The organism is Oceanobacillus jordanicus (assembly GCF_022095695.1).
In the GTDB taxonomy this organism is placed as follows: domain Bacteria; phylum Bacillota; class Bacilli; order Bacillales; family Amphibacillaceae; genus Oceanobacillus_B; species Oceanobacillus_B jordanicus.
Genome location: NZ_JAIFZM010000017.1, coordinates 15,512 through 32,731, shown reverse-complemented (window position 1 = coordinate 32,731; position 17,220 = coordinate 15,512). Strand labels below are relative to the sequence as shown.

Below are 17,220 nucleotides of genomic sequence, written 5' to 3'. Positions count from 1 at the left end.
ACACAACCCCACAATCTTACATTTCGCTTAGTAACTGTTCTGCGTTTTTCTTTCCGTTCTGTGCCAGAACGTGATCAGGTTGAGCTTCAAGCGCACGGTCAAAATGCTCCAACCCTTTATTTACCTTATCTTCAAATAGTGCAATAACTCCAAGGTTATAGTGCGCATCACTATGTGCCTCATTTAAATGGATGACTTTGTCAAAAACGGAACCAGCATCCGAGATGAGATCACTTTGCGCAAGTGCTAGTCCGTATTGAAAGAGAATTTCCTCATCCTCTGGTGCCAGTTCAGCGGCCCTAAGCAAATAAGGAAGTGCTAGCTTATCGTGCTCCTGTTGCAAGAATGTCATACCAAGCATGTAGTACACATCTGCTTCTTCTAAACCAAGTTCAATCGCTTTTTGGTAGTTGACCTGTGCTTTTCCATAATTAGCCTGTTCAACATATAAATTTCCTAAGCCATAGTAAGCAGTAGCAGCCTTCTCATCTAGTTCGATGGCTTTTTCAAAAAAACGTTGGGCACGCTCTTTGTCATTAACATGCAATAGTAAATTACCAAAGTTAATGTATCCAACAGGATCATTTGGCTGCTCCTCAATTACTTCCGTAAATAGAGCTGCTGCCTCTTCAAATTTATTATCTTGCATATAAGCAATAGCCTGTTTGTTTTTATCCATCGTAAAACCCCTTATTTATCCAACATAATTTAGTGCTTTCTCATCTTTTAAAATTTCATCTATCGTACCGCCACCTAGGCAAACCTCACCATCATAGAATACAACAGCTTGTCCTGGTGTTACAGCACGTTCCATTTCAGCAAAATCAACTCTTACCTTGCCATCTTCCAGCAATGACACCGTAACCTTGCTATCTTTTTGACGGTATCTAAATTTAGCCGTACATGTAAATGTGTTTTCTACTCTATCTTTGTTAATCCAATTTAAATCAGTTGCTATTAGACCGTCAGAGTACAGGGTTTCATGTGAATAACCTTGCTCCACATAGAGAATATTCTCATTAAGATTTTTACCGACTACAAACCAAGGATCTCCTGCTCCACCAATTCCAAGTCCTTGACGTTGTCCAATTGTATAGTACATTAAGCCGTCATGCTTTCCTTTTGTCTCTCCAGATAATGTCTTCATTTCTCCAGGTTGTGCTGGCAAGTACTCACTCAAAAACTCTTTGAAATTTCGTTCACCGATAAAGCAAATTCCTGTACTGTCTTTTTTATCTGCCGTTACAAGGTCATGTTTCTTTGCTATTTCTCTAACCTCTGATTTTGGAAGGTGCCCGAGTGGGAACATAACTTTCTCTAGAACTTCTTCTGTCAATTGGTTGAGGAAATAGGTTTGATCTTTATTGTCATCTACCCCACGAAGCATTTCCACTCGTCCATCTATTTCACGAACTTGTGCATAATGGCCTGTTGCCAAATAGTCCGCTCCGAGTGAAATAGCGTGGTCTAGAAAAGCCTTGAATTTTATTTCTTTATTACACATTACATCTGGGTTCGGTGTTCTACCGGCTTTGTATTCATCAAGGAAATAAGTGAATACTTTATCCCAATATTGTTTCTCAAAGTTAACGGCATAGTAAGGAATATCTAACTGGTTACACACTCGTACAACGTCATCATAATCCTCTGTTGCTGTACAAACTCCAAATTCATCGGTGTCATCCCAGTTTTTCATAAAAATCCCGACAACATCATAGCCTTGTTGTTTTAATAGTAAAGCTGCAACAGAGGAATCTACTCCTCCGCTCATGCCCACTACAACTCTTGTATCTTCAATTCTTTTCATTTTCATTCATCCTTTTTATGAAACTAATCGTTTTACTATTTTGGACACTCTTTCTGCAGCTTCTTCTACATTTTCCTTTGAATTCGCAAGTCCAAAGCTAAATCGGATGGAATTAGTTGTACATGGATGTCCTTCACCAAACATCGCACTAAGTACATGGGAGGGCTCTACTGAACCTGCTGTACAAGCACTACCACTTGAAGCAGCAATTCCACTAAGATCAAAATTAGTAAGAAGTGCTTCCACATTGGTTCCAGGAAAACTAATATTTACAATAGAAGCAATCGCAGATTCCGGATCGCCATTTATAGCAAAATCTATTTCATTATTTTTTAGTATTTGTACGAAGTGATCCTTAAAGCTTTGATAAAGCTTGTTTCTCTCCTGTCGCTTCTCCATAGCTATTTCAACTGCTCGTTTAAAACCCACAATAGCCGGAACATTTTCTGTACCTGGGCGACGTTTTCGCTCCTGTTCACCACCAAATTGCAATGCTTGCATTGCAATACCTTCCTTTACATATAAAAAGGCAATTCCTTTAGGGCCATTTATTTTATGAGAAGAAACGGTAAGCAGATCAATACTCATTCCCTTTACATCCAAATCCAGTAATCCATATGCTTGGACTGCATCTGTATGAAAATACGCCTGGTGTTGGCTCACAAGCCTCGCTGCTTCTTCAATTGGCTGTATAATTCCCGTCTCATTATTTACAAACATAATAGAAACGAGAATCGTATCGTCCCGAAGAGAGGTACGTAAATCCTCAATTGCTATTTTTCCGTCCTTATAAATCGGTAAATAGGTAACTTCGAATCCCATTTTCTCCAGTTTTTCTGCAGTATGCAATGTCGCATGATGTTCCTGGCTTACCGTGATAATATGTTTTCCTTTATGCTGATTAGCTAAAGCAGTCCCAATTAAGGCCATATTATCTGCCTCTGTACCACCACTTGTAAATATAAGCTCTTTTTCATTAGCATGGATGCTCCCTGCTAATACTCTTCTCGCTTCATCCAGCTGCTGTCTCGCTTTTCGACCAAACGAATGAACACTGGACGGGTTACCAAATACGTCTTTATATATCGGATTCATAGCAGCAATTACTTCCTCGTGCATCGGGCTTGTGGCAGCGTGATCCAAATAAATTTGTTCCATTGTAATCGATCCTTCCAAACAATTTATCTCGAAATGATTTACCTACCTTATGGTGAGATCATAATACCCCCAACATATTGGCGTTTCACTTTATATATAAAACATGTAGCCTTCTTCAGGCTGCTCCCCGTTATGGTTCGCCAAATCCTCTAATGTTGTAGTATCCAAAACATCTTTCACTGCATCTCTTATTCGCATCCATAGTGCTTGCTTAGCAGGCTCTTCGTCCTCAATGCCCTCGACTGGCGTGATAGGTCCTTCTAAAACTCGGATAATATCTCCTGCATTAATCGTAGCAGGTTCTTTTGCCAGGATATACCCTCCATATGCACCTCGGATGCTCTTAATTAATCCCGCGTTTCTCAACGGGGATGCTAACTGTTCCAAATAGTGTTCTGATAAATCATTTTCTCTTGCAATATTTTTTAAAGAGGTCGGCCCATTACCGTGCTTTTTAGCTAGATCGATCATAATGGTGAGACCATATCTTCCTTTAGTTGAAATCTTCACTTGTTACACCTCTATTTTAAGTACAATGCTATCCTGTTTATACATGATAGTATAGCACGAATCTTGTCTTTCTTGCATTTTATCGGCATCATGCTTAAGCTAAGGTTAGACATATCTATTACTCATGCAACACTACTTAGATGGGTTGAAAAAAATAGAATGTACATTTTTTTAAAGAAACTACTATTTTACTATAGAGGGCGGTATAAATGAAACAGAAACCACTTGCCTTTCGAATGCGACCTACAAACATTTATGAAATTATTGGACAGGAGCATTTGGTTGGAGAAGGAAAAATTATTTATAGAATGGTAGAAGCGAACCGATTAGCTTCGATGATTTTATTTGGGCCACCCGGCACAGGCAAAACTTCAATGGCTCAGGCACTTGCCAAAAGTCTTGGTTTGCCTGTAAAAAAACTGAACGCTGTGACAGATAAGAAGAAAGACATGGAAATTGCTGTAGAAGAAGCAAAAATGCGTGGACAACTCGTTTTAATATTGGATGAAGTACACAGGCTGGATAAAGCGAAACAGGACTTTTTACTTCCTCACCTAGAGAGTAATTTAATTACATTGATTGGCTGTACAACGAGCAACCCTTACCATTCAATTAATCCAGCAATAAGAAGTAGGTGTCATTTATTCGAGCTTCATCGATTGTCTGAGGAACATGTTAAGGTAGCCATCAAAAGAGCAATTCAAGATGAACAAGAGGGTTTTGGTGACCTGACAATAGAACTATCAGATGAAGCATTAAATCACTTTTCCGGAAGTGCAAATGGGGATATGCGATCAGCTCTAAACGGACTGGAACTGGCGGTGGCTTCTACCCCCAAAAACAGTGATGGGCACATCGTAATTGACTTAAATATAGCAGAAGAATGTATGCAAAAGAAAAGTTTTTCTCATGATAAAGGGGGCGATGCCCATTATGACGTCCTATCAGCATTTCAAAAATCAATCCGTGGGAGCGATGTCGATGCGGCGCTCCATTACTTGGGAAGGCTGATTGAAGCAGGCGATCTTGATAGTATTGCACGCCGAATGATTGTAACCGCCTATGAGGATATCGGGCTTGCAAACCCACAAGCTGGCCCACGGGCTATTGCTGCGGTACAGGCAGCTGAACGTTTAGGCTTTCCGGAAGCTCGCATCCCCCTCTCCGTTGCCATTGTGGAATTATGTCTTTCTCCTAAATCAAATACTGCGTATAAAGCCTTGGATGCAGCACTTGCAGATATCCAGAATGGGAGAAGTGGAGAAATACCATCCCACTTAAAAGACGCGCACTATCAGGGAGCAAGTAAACTCGGACGAGGCGTAGAATATAAATACCCTCACAACTATGATAATGCCTGGATTGACCAACAATACCTGCCTGACTCTATTAAAAACAAACACTATTACCAGCCAAAGAGTACAGGTAAGTTTGAAGCAGCCATGAAACAAGTGTATGAAAAGCTACAGAGTGAGAAGAAACAATAAAGTGAAACTTCATCCAGGGGGGTTTTTCTTCCCCCACAGATTGTTAGTTGAACGAATCGGGGTGTTAGCGTCCGTTTACTCCCTCTTCAACCTCATTGTTTTACTTCATGTTTTGAAGTGGGAGTCTTACGGACGGTTGCAGTGGGATAAGGTCTCCCTAACTACTAGCCTGTTTTTTCAAGAGAAAGTAGTAAGACAAATAATACAGAAACAGAGAAGCCTGGCGATAATATTTTTAAAAAGTAATACAAGAAAAAGAGCAACTCTCATAATCAAGGTATAAAATGACTCCATCTCGGTAAAGATAACATTATAAAACATGAAATCTATGATTTGTTTTTATCGATGAAGGAGTTGAACCAAATGGTTAAAGTAAGACAGGATGCATGGTCCCATGAAGATGATTTATTGTTGGCGGAAACCGTTTTACGCCATATTAGAGAAGGTAGTACACAATTAAATGCGTTTGATGAAGTAGGGGATAAACTAAATCGCACCTCTGCTGCATGTGGATTTCGCTGGAATGCAGAAGTTCGTACAAAGTATGACAATGCTATTGATCTTGCAAAAAGACAGAGAAAAGAGAAGAAACGCGCTTTGGCTGGACATTCTCCACGCGTAATGAAACCCGTGGCCCAAATTGCAGCGCAAACTTCCGAAAGCGACTATCAGCCTGTGGAGCAAACACCAACACCTGCAGTAGTTGAGAGCACACCTATCAACATGGATACCGTGATTCGCTTTCTAAAGGATGTTAAAAAAGACTACTATGCTTCCAATCAATCAAAAGCTTCTCTTGCTCAAATGGAACAAGAGAATACGAAATTAAAAGAAGAAGTACAAGAATTAAATCACCAACTGAAACAAACTGAGAATCAACTTGCAACCATTCAAGAGGATTATCAGGTATTCATCCAAATTATGGATAGAGCCAGAAAAATGACGGTCCTAGAAGAAACTGGATCTTCAGCCCCACCAGCTTTCCGTATGGACAAAAACGGAAACCTTCAGCAACTTGCTCAAGGAAATTAAGGAAACAAAAGTGCAAGCGACTGCTTCTGTAAAGCATGATATGAGGCTCGATTTTCCCTCCCCTATCTATCAAGTAAAAACCCCCCTGTATTATTTCTACAGGGGGGTTTTTTTATGTAGTAATCCCGATTGTGCCGTCCGGTAACAAGTTTTGATCCCGCTCATAGCAGGTGGGTGCTCTGTTCTGCATATATTATGCTTCCTCTCCACAAGGGTGAGGCCTGCACGCAACACAGAAACGAAACGAGCTCCCAAATAATCAGTTGTTCGGTCAAACACTTTATTCAGACGAACACATCAGGATTAATAACTTTATGATTTTGTAAATTTATCTTAACATATACCCCGTTGCTTTTCAACGGTAGCATTTCTTCGTCTTACTCTTTCTCAGTTGTGGCTTTTTCTGTTAACCCGATTGAAAGCTCATCCAACTGGGTATGGCTTACCGGACTAGGTGCTTCTGTAAGTAAGTCAGATGCAGAAGCTGTTTTGGGAAACAGGATGGTGTCTCGTAAATTCGTTCTTCCGGCCAATAGCATTATAATTCTATCTAATCCTAGCGCCACACCCCCATGAGGGGGAGCTCCATATTCCAGTGCTTCCATCAAAAAGCCAAACTGGTCATTTGCTTCTTCCTCAGTAAAGCCTAGTACGCGGAACATCTGTTGTTGCTGTTCTTTCTTATATATACGAATGGATCCCCCACCAAGCTCATATCCATTTAAAACAAGGTCATATGCATTTGCTCTTACATTACCTGGATCTGTCTCTAACAGGGAAGCGTCTTCCTCAACAGGTGATGTAAACGGATGATGCGCAGCAAAATATCTACCAAGCTCTTCATCATACTCCAGTAGCGGCCAATCCGTTACCCATAGGAAGTTGAATAAATTATTATCAATCAAATTAAGTTCTCTTCCCAGTTTTAATCGGAGTGCTCCAAGACTGTCATATACAACGCTTGTTTTATCAGAACCAAATAATAGAAGATCTCCGTCTTCAACATCCGCAGTCTCTTTAATCCCTTTCACTTCATCTTCTGATAAGAATTTTGATATTGGTCCCTTTAAGTCTTCTCCTTCTGCTTTCAGCCAGGCCATTCCCTTTGCACCATAAACTTTAACAAATTCTGTTAGTTTATCAATGTCTTTTCTTGAATAATTAGTTGCCTGCCCTTTTACGTTTAACAGACAAACTTTACCGCCTGATTCGATAGCACTTTTAAACACTTTAAAGTCAGAGTTTGCTAATACTTCTGACACATGTGTTAGTTCCATGCCAAAGCGCGTATCCGGCTTATCGGAACCATATCTAGCCATTGCTTCATCATATGGCATTCTCGGAAGTGGAAGTGTAATATCTAAATTCTTAACTTCCTTCATAACTTGGTTCATCATTTCCTCCGTCATATCCATAATATCATCACTTGACATAAAGGATGTTTCAATATCAATTTGTGTGAATTCTGGTTGACGGTCTGCTCTTAGATCTTCATCACGGAAACAGCGTGCAATTTGATAATACTTTTCAAATCCACCCATCATAATTAACTGTTTAAACAGTTGAGGAGATTGTGGTAAAGCATAAAATTCTCCTGCATGAACTCTACTTGGCACAAGATAGTCTCTTGCTCCTTCTGGTGTGCTCTTTGTTAAAATAGGTGTTTCCATTTCAAGAAAATCATTGTTATTTAAATAATTCCTCACTGCCTGTGTTGTTTTATGACGTAGCTTAAATGTTTCTTGAAGCGGCCCTCTACGCAGATCCATGTAACGATATTTCAATCGCAAATCTTCGGATACTTCTGTCTCATCCTGGATGACAAAAGGAGGCGTTTTTGCTTTGTTAATAATCGTTAATTCATTTGCAAGTACTTCGATTGTCCCGGTACTCATATTTGGATTTACCGTGGATGGATCTCTTTTTACAACATTTCCTTTTATTTCAACTACATATTCTGTTCTTACTGCCTCAGCAGTCTCCAATGCTTCCTTTGAAATGTCCGGATTAAAAACAACCTGAACGAGTCCTGACTTATCCCGAAGATCTATAAAAATTAGACCACCAAGATCCCGTCTTTTCTGTACCCAGCCTTTTAGTAAAACGGATTGCTCAATATGCGCATCGCGTAGCGTTCCTGCGTAAACTCTTTCACTCATTTCCTTTGCCTCCCTGCAACGTTTCTTTCATGTATGAAACAACTTCCTCTAGCTTGACTTCTATTTGATCGCCTGTCTCAAGGTTTTTAACATTTATCATCTGCTTTTCTAATTCCTCATCACCTAGCACTAGCACATAGCTACTGTTAAAGCGATCAGCAGATTTAAATTGCGCCTTCATTTTACGTCCGAGGTAATCTTTATCTGCCTGAATTCCAACAGCTCGTAGTTCATGAAGAATTTTTACAGACTCTTTTTCAGCTTGGTCTCCCATAGCAACAAAATAACAATCTAATTGCTCCTCTATTGCGACTTGCTTATTCTCAGCCTCTAGTGCCATCAGAAGACGCTCAAATCCCATTCCAAATCCGATTCCCGGCGTGTCAGGACCGCCTAGCTCTTCGACAAGGCCATTATATCTGCCTCCACCAGCTAATGTTGTGATGGCACCAAAACCTTGTGCTTCACTCATGATTTCGAAAGCTGTGTGATTATAATAATCAAGTCCTCTAACCAGATTTTTATCAACTTCATACTCAATGCCCATCATCGTTAAATAGCTTTTAACCTGTTCAAAATAATTCTTTGATTCATCGTTTAAGTAATCTAGGATTGATGGCGCATTTTTCATGGCAGGGTGTTCCCTATCCTTTTTACAATCTAATATTCGAAGCGGATTTTGCTTTAGCCTTATTTGACAGTCACTACATAGCTCTTCCTTAACAGGTGAAAAGTGCTCTACAAGCGCTCTTCTGTGATTGTCTCTACTTTCACTGTCACCAAGTGAATTAATGACAAGCTTTAATGAAGTCAATCCTACCTCTTTATAACACGTCATAGCTAAGTCAATAACTTCAGCGTCCACCGCCGGATCAGCACTTCCTAGCACTTCTACCCCAAACTGGTTTAACTGCCGCATTCTCCCTTTTTGTGGGCGTTCATAACGAAACATCGGCGCGAAATAGTATAGCTTTGTTGGCTGAATAGGATTACCAAATAATTTGTTTTCGACATAGGCTCGAGCAACAGATGCTGTCCCTTCTGGTCTAAGGGTTAGACTCCGTCCACCTCTATCTTCAAAAGTATACATTTCTTTTTGGACAATATCTGTAGAATCTCCTACACCTCGTTGAAATAATTCAGTGTGCTCAAAAACTGGTGTCCGGATCTCATTAAAATTGTAACGATCACAAATATCTTTTATTTTTTTCTCGGCAAACTGCCATTTCCTCGTGTTTTCAGGAAGTAAGTCCACAGTACCTCTTGGCGCCTTCATATTCATTGCAAATCCTCCTATATAACATCATTTGATAAAACACTATTGTTTTTCTGTGCATGTGGATCTCGCGTCTTTTCTAAAAAAACATAAAAAACTCCCGTCCCTTATAAATAAGGGACGGGAGTTCACCCGCGTTGCCACCCTAGTTGATGCAATAATGTTGCATCCGCTCTTCACAGTTAACGCCTGCAAAACGTTTATACTTACATATCAGCATAAAGCCTCGGGAGTGTCTTTCGTTGAGCCATCAAGTGAAAATGCTCTCAGCCTCTGGCATTTTCTCTCTTATTTATGTGGAACTCCACTACTTTTTCCGTCATCGGTTCTTTTATTCGTGTATTATGGAATGACTATTATATTAATTGCTACATGGAGGATTGTCAAGCACGATTCAGTTTTTTCTTCAGCATTTTCACTTCACCTAAGGAAATTCCGAATTCGTGAGCTATTTCCATATGATTAGCATGTCCCTCCATCTCTACAAACCGATGTAGATTCACGCCAAATAATTCTTTGTTATTGGCGGAAGTCCATTGTTTCTCACCATATCGCATGCAATTTTACCTCCAAGATCCTCTAAGATTTCCTAACTTACCATTAGTTTTGCCTAAATGGTCTGTTTTTATTATACTTTGTTAAAGAGTACATAATTTAGGAGGAACTATTTTGCGCTTAGAGAGAAAATGGCTTACCCTCTTCAGTTTAGCAGTAATCTGGTTTGCATTCCCTTTTACTATTTTTGCTGATGAAATAGAACTTACAGGAGACAGTGTAAACATACGTAGCGGTCCTGGTACTAATTTTGACGTAATTGGAAGCGGAAATTCTGGAGAAACATACGAACTGCTTGAAGAGCAAGGGGATTGGATAAGAATCCAATTTAATGAAGAGGACGGCTGGGTAACAAGCTCCTTCACAAAGATGGCAGAGGCAGAAGAAGAGGATGAAAAAGAAGATGAGAAAGCAACAGAAACGAGCACAAGCTCTGTAGAAACAATATCTATTCCATTTGATAACACTCATATCCGGTCCGCTCCCACCACTGACGGGGAGATTGTTGGATTTGCTGAAAAAGGAGATACTTTTAAGGTGACTGGTGATCAGGAAGATTGGTTTGAGGTTTCCAACGATGATTTATCCGGCTTTGTATCCAAACGGATAATCAAGAAGAGCCCTAGCTCATCTACTTCTACGTCAGTCTTTAAAAACAAGACTATCGTTATTGATGCCGGCCATGGCGGACGGGATGTTGGAGCGATTGGTTCCGCTGAGGTACTTGAAAAGGATGTAACGTTTCTAACCGCACAAGAATTAGCAAGCGAACTTACCATGCTTGGTGCTGAAGTATTACAGACTCGAACAGATGATGAATACATTTCATTGGGCAGCAGAGTAAGCTATGCCAATACGATGGATACAGACGCCTTCATCAGCATACATTATAATAGCATACCAGAACACCCTGATGTAACCGGGATCGGCACCTATTTTTATAAAGGAAAGAATGAAGTTCTTGCTTCCTATATTCAGTCCGAACTGGTAAAAGAAACAGAAGCAACAGACAGAGGTGTTACCCATGGGAATTTTCTGGTCCTAAGGCAAAGCATTCAGCCTTCTGTTCTTTTAGAACTAGGCTTCCTATCCAACCCAGATAAAGAGTCTTTACTTGGAACAGTTGCTTACCAAAAGAAACTTGTTTCCGGAATTGTCAGTGGCCTGGGTAAATACTTTGCCAACGAGTAATTGTAAGAAAAAGCTGGACATGTTCGAATAATTATTCGACTTTGTCCAGCTTTTTGATTTTCATACTTTTATTGTCTTATTATTAGCTATCATCCTTACCACTAGATATTCTCTAAATGATAACTCTGGTTATTACGCTTTAGCAATCAATGTTCTTATGCGCTGTAAGCAGTTCTTCACTCTATCTTTTACTTCTCATTTACATTCTTATTCTTTACTATCAATAATGAGAGTCACAGGTCCAGAATTTGTTAACTGCACGTCCATCATTTCGCCGAACTTACCAGTTTCCACATGTATATTTTGTTCTTTAACAAGCTCATTGAATTGATTATAGAGCTTTAAAGCATCATCTGGCCTGGCAGCCTGCATAAAGTTTGGTCTCCTGCCTTTTCTCGTATCTCCATAAAGGGTAAACTGCGATATAGAGAGTAGACTCCCATCCGTATCCTGTAAAGATAAATTCATTTTTCCATTTTCATCCTCATAGATTCGGAGGTGAATGATTTTCTGAACTAGGTATTTTGCGTCCTCAATAGTATCTTCATGGGTAATTCCCAACAACACGACCAATCCATTGTCAATGCTGCCAATAACTTCGCCACCCACTAAAACACTGGCATCTTTCGCGCGTTGTATTACTGCTTTCATTCAGGTATTCCCCCGATCTGCTCTTTATTGAAAGTTTCATTAAGCTCCTTGCGTTAATAACTAGGCTCTCTTTGCTATTGTCACTACTATTGCAGAGTACGTGTAACGGTATAAACATCTTTTATCTGTTTAATTCGCTCTACAATTTTTCGTAGGTGTCCGGTATTGTGAATTAAAATAGTGATCTGGATGAGCGCCATTTTATTTCGATCTGATTTACCATTTACGTAGGTAATATTTGTTTTCGTTTCGTTTACTGCCTGTAGTACTTCATTTACGAGGCCTCGGCGATCATATCCAGATATTTCAAGCTCTACATGGTATTGTTTTTGGACAGAATGGTTCTTTTCCCATTCCACATGCAAATAGCGTTGTCTAGCTTCATCGGTTTGAACATTTGGGCAATCAGATCGGTGGACGGAAACGCCTCTTCCCTTTGTGATATATCCCATAATCTCATCACCAGGAACTGGGTTACAGCACTTGGATAAACGAACTAAGAGATTATCGACACCTTCTACTCTTACACCTGAATCACGCTTATGAGGTTTTTTCTCTTTGAGCTCCGTTGTCTTTACTTCTTCAATGGTCTGAGCAAGATCTTGCTCTTTTAGTTTAGTCTGTCTGATTTTATCAGTAAGTCTTGTGGCGATAAGTGCTGCTGTAATTCCCTGATACCCGACAGCTGCATACATATCATCTTCATTCATGAAATTGAATTTCTCATATACCCTTTGCAAGTTCTCTTGTGTCAGAACTTCTTTTGGTTCCAAACTTAACGCTTGGATTTCCCGATCTACCGCTTCTTTACCCTTAGCAATATTTTCGTCACGGCGTTGCTTTTTAAAGAATTGCTTAATCTTGCTCTTTGCTTGTGAAGTTTGTGTGATCTTCAGCCAATCCTGTGATGGCCCATAAGAGTGCTTAGAAGTCATCACTTCAATAATATCGCCATTTTTTAAACTGTAATCAAGTGGCTCCATTTTCCCGTTAATCTTCGCACCAATTGTTTTATTGCCTATTTCGGTATGAATTTTATAAGCAAAGTCGAGTGGGACAGATCCTGAAGGCAATTCAATCACATCGCCTTTAGGTGTAAATACATAAACCATATCGGAGAAAAGATCGACTTTTAATGTCTCCATGAATTCTTCCGCATCATGTGTTTCATTCTGCCAGTCAAGTATTTCTCTGAACCATGTTAGCTTTTCTTCAAAAGATTTCTTACTAGTATGCGCCTGCTTCCCTTCTTTATAGGCCCAATGCGCAGCAATGCCATACTCTGCAATCTCATGCATTTCTTTCGTGCGGATTTGCACCTCTAATGGATCCCCTTTTGGCCCAATTACTGTCGTATGAAGCGACTGGTAAAGGTTAGGCTTAGGCATCGCAATGTAATCCTTAAAGCGCCCTGGCATGGGTTTCCAGCATGTATGAATTATGCCGAGCACTGCATAGCAGTCTTTAATACTATCCACAAGAATACGGACAGCAAGTAGATCATATATTTCATTAAACTGTTTATTTTGCTCCACCATTTTGTGATAAATGCTATATAGATGCTTCGGCCTTCCGGACATTTCCGCCTGTATATTTACGTCAGCTAATTGCTTCGTAACTTCGTTCATTACTTCATCTATATAGGATTCTCGTTGATCCCTTTTTTGTTTCATCAGTTGAACAATACGGTAATATTGTTGTGGATTTAAATAACGTAGTGCTGTATCTTCCAATTCCCATTTAATCGTTGAAATCCCAAGCCTGTGTGCCAAAGGTGCGAAAATTTCAAGGGTCTCATTAGATATACGGCGTTGTTTTTCAGGAGGCAGATGTTTTAGGGTTCTCATATTATGGAGGCGGTCAGCAAGTTTGATTAGTATAACTCGAATATCTTTTGCCATCGCGACAAACATTTTGCGATGGTTTTCTGCCTGTATTGCTTCCTTCGATTTATACTTAATTTTACCCAACTTGGTAACGCCGTCAACTAGCAATGCTACTTCTCTATTAAAAGCAGTCTCCAGTTCTTCCACAGTTATTTCTGTGTCCTCCACCACATCATGTAGGAAACCTCCAGCGATTGTTTCTGCATCCATCTCTAAGTCAGCTAGGATTCCTGCGACTTGTACTGGATGAATAATATAGGGTTCCCCTGATTTACGAAACTGCTCCGCATGTGCATTTTCTGCAAATTTATATGCATGCCTAATAAACGTAGCATCTTCTTCTGTTAGATACTCGCGCACCTTTTTAATAATGTCTTCTATTGATACTATATTATCCTTTGCCATGTAATCACCTTGTTTGGAAAAGTTCGTTATGTTCCGAATGTATTTTAAGTGCGTTTCATTTTAATTCTTAACGTTCATTAGCTTCTTAACTAATAAAATATATAACGGTAAAAAAAACTATATAATGCATATTATATGCTTTTCCGACACGTATGTACAATGATTATAAAATAAAAGTATATTAAGATGAATTGCTGTAGAATTTAGAAGAACAGGTCTGACGGATATTATTCCATCAGACCTGTTCTTCATTCTAGTAATTAATAGCTCATTAAAGATAGTACATCATATCCGTCGAGTTTTTGCATACCATCTAAGTAACTCAACTCTATTATGAAAGCGCACCCAACTACAATGCCACCCAATTCTTCAACTAATTTAATAGTTGCTTCAATTGTACCGCCTGTTGCAAGCAGATCATCCGTGATCAAAACACGTTGTCCTGGTTTGATTGCATCTTTATGAATAGTCAGCACGTTACTTCCATATTCAAGACCATAGTTTACTTTAATAACTTCACGTGGAAGCTTTCCTTCTTTCCTTACCGGTGCAAACCCAACTTCTAAGGCATAGGAAACCGGGCAGCCAACAATAAACCCACGCGCTTCAGGCCCTACTACAATGTCAATCTCCTTCTCTTTTGCAAACGACACTATTTCGTCAACAGCAGATTTAAAAGCTTTCCCGTTATCCATCAAAGGCGTAATATCTTTAAAGCGAATACCCTCTTTTGGCCAATCTTCTACTATCTTTACATATTGTTTATAATCCATAACTTAGTTCCTCCTTGGGACTTTCCACTTGGTCCATACAATTATTGAACCAGTTTCTCAATTCGTTGTAATTTGAGTAATATAATGTCTTTTCTATTTCAGCTTGTTCTAGTTGTGTCTGATATGCAGAAGACTCCAAAAGATCTTTTTTATCTGGTTTTGGATTTACTGTAATAATACCGTTATCTATTTTAACAAAGCCGAGTTCAAAAAACACCTCTGAAATGAAATAGATGCGTTCTTTGCTCCACCCTTTTGTATTCATGACTAAATTTATCTCACTATTTAGGTCAAGAACCTTTTTCTTTAACAGAACAGCATAATACCATTTAAAGTCTTCGCGTGTCGGTAGAGCATTCAAAAAGGCACTGTTTTCTATATAATAGCATGCATGAATATTTTGTGGTTTTGCCCTTTGTATTAACTCTTTTAATTTTGAAAGATCCTGTGGCATATCATAGATGTAAAGAGCATCTGTAGCAGGTACCACTTCCATGGAGTCATATTGAATATATTGTACGTCGCCCCCCAAATCAATTTGCGGATTACCAACTACTAGGTTGGCGTTATGGTGCTCAATGTATGGGGTGAGATTTATATTCTTTCTGCCACGGTGATCAAATAACTGCCACTGTCTAATTTCCATATCCTGCAGTACGATTTGGGGTTTTCTATTGCCGTTCCATTCATTTATTCCCAACTCCCCAACAATCGTTACGGGGGTATTAGGAGATATATGTGGGTAAAGCTCACCAAAACCAAAACCAATTCCCTCTACATTCTTTCCTTCTTCTTTAAACAATAACTTAAGATGCCGCTTCGTGCTCCCTATTTGTCTTAATTCAGACGGGATTGCAGTCAGTTGAAATATAGGCTTAGGATTCTTCATACCGAAAGGAGCAAGCTTTCCTATTTCGTCAACAAGCTTCTCATTAACATCTTGTATACTCACTTCACTACTGATTTCTAACAGCTGTTTAAAATCTTCTTCTGCTAGATCGTTACGAATGAGTTCATTTAAGCGAATTTGCAATTCATCCAAATTCTCAAGTGGTAATGTCATGCCAGCCGCTTGTGAATGCCCCCCAAAATGAGTAAATAAGTCCCTTACAGTCATACAATTCTTAAATAAATCAAAAGCAGGGATACTTCGTGCAGAACCTTTTACTTGGGAGGTTTCTGGCTTTTTAGTTAATACAATCGCAGGCTGATCAAATTTTCGTACTAGCTTTGATGCAACAATACCTAGCACACCTTCATTCCAGCCCTCTTTTGCTACAATGATGACACCTTTTTCTTGATTTGGATCCACCATTTTTTCGGCTTCTTTGACTATATCATTTACAATTTGTTGTCTTTTTACATTGATCTGGTCAATCTCTGTAGCAATCTCTTCCGCTTCCGTTTTATCGTTTGTCATTAGAAGCTGTACAGCCAAATCGGCATCCTGTAATCTTCCTACAGCATTGATTCGGGGACCAATTAAAAAGCCAACGTCCTCTTCGGACACGTTCCCTTCAATATTACAGACACGCATAAGTTCCTGTAACCCAATATTATTGGTTTGGGCAAGAGCTCGTAATCCATGATAAGCCAAGACGCGATTCTCACTGACCAGTGGTACAAGATCAGCAATTGTCCCAATAGCCACAAATGGGAGAAATTGTTTTGGAAAATATCCCAGTAGGTATTCTGCAAATTTAAAGGCAACACCAACTCCTGCTAATTCTGGAAAAATATCAGCTGTAGAGCGCTTTGGGTGGATAATTGCATATGCGTCAGGAAGCTGCTCTTGAATTTCATGGTGGTCGGTTATAATTAAGTCCAGACCGATCTCTTTAGCTACTTCTGCCTCATGTACTGCAGCTATCCCATTATCCACTGTTATAATAAGTGCATAGCCTTGTTCTTTCGCTTCTCTAAAAGCAGCTTCATTTGGGCCATAGCCCTCTTTAAAGCGGTTTGGAATATAGTAATCACACTCTGCGCCAAGCTCTTTTAATGCAAGGAGCATAACTGTTGTAGAGCTAACTCCATCGGCATCATAGTCTCCATACACTAGAATCTTCTCATGTTGGTTAATAGCCACTCGAACACGATCTGCAGCTACCTTAATGGAATCGAAGTCTGCAGCGTTATGTAATGTACTTATATCAGGTGAGAGGAATTGTCTAGCCTCCTCGCCAGTCTTTATACCTCGCTGAACTAAAAGCTCTTTGATAATTGGCGATAACGTAATGGAGTCGTCCATCCAATGGTCTTCCACATTCGTTATTTCTTTACTTCTCCATTTTGTCTTGCTTTGTAACATAAATTCACCCCTGACTAAT

14 protein-coding genes, 1 other RNA gene and 1 other annotated feature are annotated in these 17,220 nt (G+C 39.5%); of the genes, 3 read left to right on the top strand and 12 right to left on the bottom strand.

Going from position 1 to position 17,220, the window contains the following annotated elements; translation table 11 throughout:
- Window positions 1-16: 16 nt before the first annotated feature.
- The 4 genes from K3T81_RS16380 to cymR all read right to left on the bottom strand — a co-directional run bounded on the left by K3T81_RS16380 (window position 17) and on the right by cymR (window position 3,475).
- Window positions 17-679, bottom strand: a complete 663-nt coding sequence (locus K3T81_RS16380) for a tetratricopeptide repeat protein (protein ID WP_238021066.1) — start codon at window positions 677-679, stop codon at window positions 17-19.
- Window positions 680-694: 15 nt separating this feature from the next.
- A complete protein-coding gene (gene mnmA / locus K3T81_RS16375) occupies window positions 695-1,807 on the bottom strand; it encodes a tRNA 2-thiouridine(34) synthase MnmA (protein WP_238021065.1) in 1,113 nt (370 codons plus the stop codon).
- Window positions 1,808-1,822: 15 nt separating this feature from the next.
- Window positions 1,823-2,965, bottom strand: coding sequence for a cysteine desulfurase family protein (locus tag K3T81_RS16370; protein WP_238021064.1), 1,143 nt, complete (start codon window positions 2,963-2,965; stop codon window positions 1,823-1,825).
- A gap of 90 nt (window positions 2,966-3,055) precedes the next feature.
- Window positions 3,056-3,475, bottom strand: coding sequence for a cysteine metabolism transcriptional regulator CymR (cymR, locus tag K3T81_RS16365; protein WP_106897024.1), 420 nt, complete (start codon window positions 3,473-3,475; stop codon window positions 3,056-3,058).
- A 209-nt stretch (window positions 3,476-3,684) separates the two neighbouring features.
- On the opposite strand from cymR, the gene K3T81_RS16360 reads away from it, so the two are divergent.
- Together K3T81_RS16360 and K3T81_RS16355 are read left to right on the top strand one after the other, a co-directional pair.
- Complete coding sequence (locus K3T81_RS16360) at window positions 3,685-4,962, top strand: replication-associated recombination protein A (RefSeq protein WP_238021063.1); 1,278 nt, start codon at window positions 3,685-3,687, stop codon at window positions 4,960-4,962.
- 363 nt (window positions 4,963-5,325) lie between these two features.
- Window positions 5,326-5,994 (top strand): RsfA family transcriptional regulator, encoded by a 669-nt coding sequence (locus K3T81_RS16355; protein WP_106897026.1) that lies wholly within the window; start codon window positions 5,326-5,328, stop codon window positions 5,992-5,994.
- A gap of 118 nt (window positions 5,995-6,112) precedes the next feature.
- Here K3T81_RS16355 and ssrS read toward each other — a convergent pair.
- The 4 genes from ssrS to K3T81_RS16335 all read right to left on the bottom strand — a co-directional run bounded on the left by ssrS (window position 6,113) and on the right by K3T81_RS16335 (window position 9,986).
- Window positions 6,113-6,301, bottom strand: a non-coding RNA gene (ssrS, locus tag K3T81_RS16350) — 6S RNA.
- 70 nt (window positions 6,302-6,371) lie between these two features.
- Complete coding sequence (aspS, locus tag K3T81_RS16345; protein WP_238021062.1) at window positions 6,372-8,153, bottom strand: aspartate--tRNA ligase; 1,782 nt, start codon at window positions 8,151-8,153, stop codon at window positions 6,372-6,374.
- Entirely contained in the window at window positions 8,146-9,435 is a 1,290-nt protein-coding gene (gene hisS / locus K3T81_RS16340) for a histidine--tRNA ligase (RefSeq protein ID WP_238021061.1), read from the bottom strand. The genes aspS and hisS overlap by 8 nt, the downstream gene beginning before the upstream one ends.
- Window positions 9,436-9,542: 107 nt before the next feature.
- Window positions 9,543-9,761 (bottom strand) — a binding site (T-box leader).
- Window positions 9,762-9,812: 51 nt separating this feature from the next.
- Window positions 9,813-9,986, bottom strand: coding sequence for a hypothetical protein (locus K3T81_RS16335; protein ID WP_199848486.1), 174 nt, complete (start codon window positions 9,984-9,986; stop codon window positions 9,813-9,815).
- Window positions 9,987-10,098: 112 nt separating this feature from the next.
- Between K3T81_RS16335 and K3T81_RS16330 the strand changes: the two genes are divergently transcribed.
- Window positions 10,099-11,175, top strand: coding sequence for an N-acetylmuramoyl-L-alanine amidase family protein (locus K3T81_RS16330; protein ID WP_106897029.1), 1,077 nt, complete (start codon window positions 10,099-10,101; stop codon window positions 11,173-11,175).
- A 207-nt stretch (window positions 11,176-11,382) separates the two neighbouring features.
- Here K3T81_RS16330 and dtd read toward each other — a convergent pair whose 3' ends face one another.
- The 4 genes from dtd to recJ all read right to left on the bottom strand — a co-directional run bounded on the left by dtd (window position 11,383) and on the right by recJ (window position 17,201).
- Window positions 11,383-11,826, bottom strand: coding sequence for a D-aminoacyl-tRNA deacylase (gene dtd / locus K3T81_RS16325; RefSeq protein ID WP_238021060.1), 444 nt, complete (start codon window positions 11,824-11,826; stop codon window positions 11,383-11,385).
- 86 nt (window positions 11,827-11,912) lie between these two features.
- Entirely contained in the window at window positions 11,913-14,117 is a 2,205-nt protein-coding gene (locus K3T81_RS16320; protein WP_106897031.1) for a RelA/SpoT family protein, read from the bottom strand.
- Window positions 14,118-14,377: 260 nt separating this feature from the next.
- The gene (locus K3T81_RS16315; RefSeq protein ID WP_106897032.1) at window positions 14,378-14,890 is read right to left on the bottom strand and encodes an adenine phosphoribosyltransferase; all 513 of its coding nucleotides are present in this window, start codon (window positions 14,888-14,890) and stop codon (window positions 14,378-14,380) included.
- Window positions 14,880-17,201: a single-stranded-DNA-specific exonuclease RecJ gene (gene recJ / locus K3T81_RS16310; protein WP_238021059.1), complete on the bottom strand. Its 2,322-nt coding sequence runs from the start codon at window positions 17,199-17,201 to the stop codon at window positions 14,880-14,882. The genes K3T81_RS16315 and recJ overlap by 11 nt, the downstream gene beginning before the upstream one ends.
- Between the last annotated feature and the right edge of the window lie 19 nt (window positions 17,202-17,220).

What these genes read in the sequence shown, in the direction of transcription:
- K3T81_RS16380 (WP_238021066.1), bottom strand. Translation starts at nt 679, where the DNA reads ATGGATAAAAACAAACAGGCTATTGCTTATATGCAAGATAATAAATTT.
- K3T81_RS16315 (WP_106897032.1), bottom strand. Translation starts at nt 14,890, where the DNA reads ATGGATTATAAACAATATGTAAAGATAGTAGAAGATTGGCCAAAAGAG.
- K3T81_RS16355 (WP_106897026.1), top strand. Translation starts at nt 5,326, where the DNA reads ATGGTTAAAGTAAGACAGGATGCATGGTCCCATGAAGATGATTTATTG.
- recJ (WP_238021059.1), bottom strand. Translation starts at nt 17,201, where the DNA reads ATGTTACAAAGCAAGACAAAATGGAGAAGTAAAGAAATAACGAATGTG.
- K3T81_RS16360 (WP_238021063.1), top strand. Translation starts at nt 3,685, where the DNA reads ATGAAACAGAAACCACTTGCCTTTCGAATGCGACCTACAAACATTTAT.
- mnmA (WP_238021065.1), bottom strand. Translation starts at nt 1,807, where the DNA reads ATGAAAAGAATTGAAGATACAAGAGTTGTAGTGGGCATGAGCGGAGGA.
- hisS (WP_238021061.1), bottom strand. Translation starts at nt 9,435, where the DNA reads ATGAATATGAAGGCGCCAAGAGGTACTGTGGACTTACTTCCTGAAAAC.
- K3T81_RS16320 (WP_106897031.1), bottom strand. Translation starts at nt 14,117, where the DNA reads ATGGCAAAGGATAATATAGTATCAATAGAAGACATTATTAAAAAGGTG.
- aspS (WP_238021062.1), bottom strand. Translation starts at nt 8,153, where the DNA reads ATGAGTGAAAGAGTTTACGCAGGAACGCTACGCGATGCGCATATTGAG.
- dtd (WP_238021060.1), bottom strand. Translation starts at nt 11,826, where the DNA reads ATGAAAGCAGTAATACAACGCGCGAAAGATGCCAGTGTTTTAGTGGGT.
- K3T81_RS16370 (WP_238021064.1), bottom strand. Translation starts at nt 2,965, where the DNA reads ATGGAACAAATTTATTTGGATCACGCTGCCACAAGCCCGATGCACGAG.
- K3T81_RS16335 (WP_199848486.1), bottom strand. Translation starts at nt 9,986, where the DNA reads ATGCGATATGGTGAGAAACAATGGACTTCCGCCAATAACAAAGAATTA.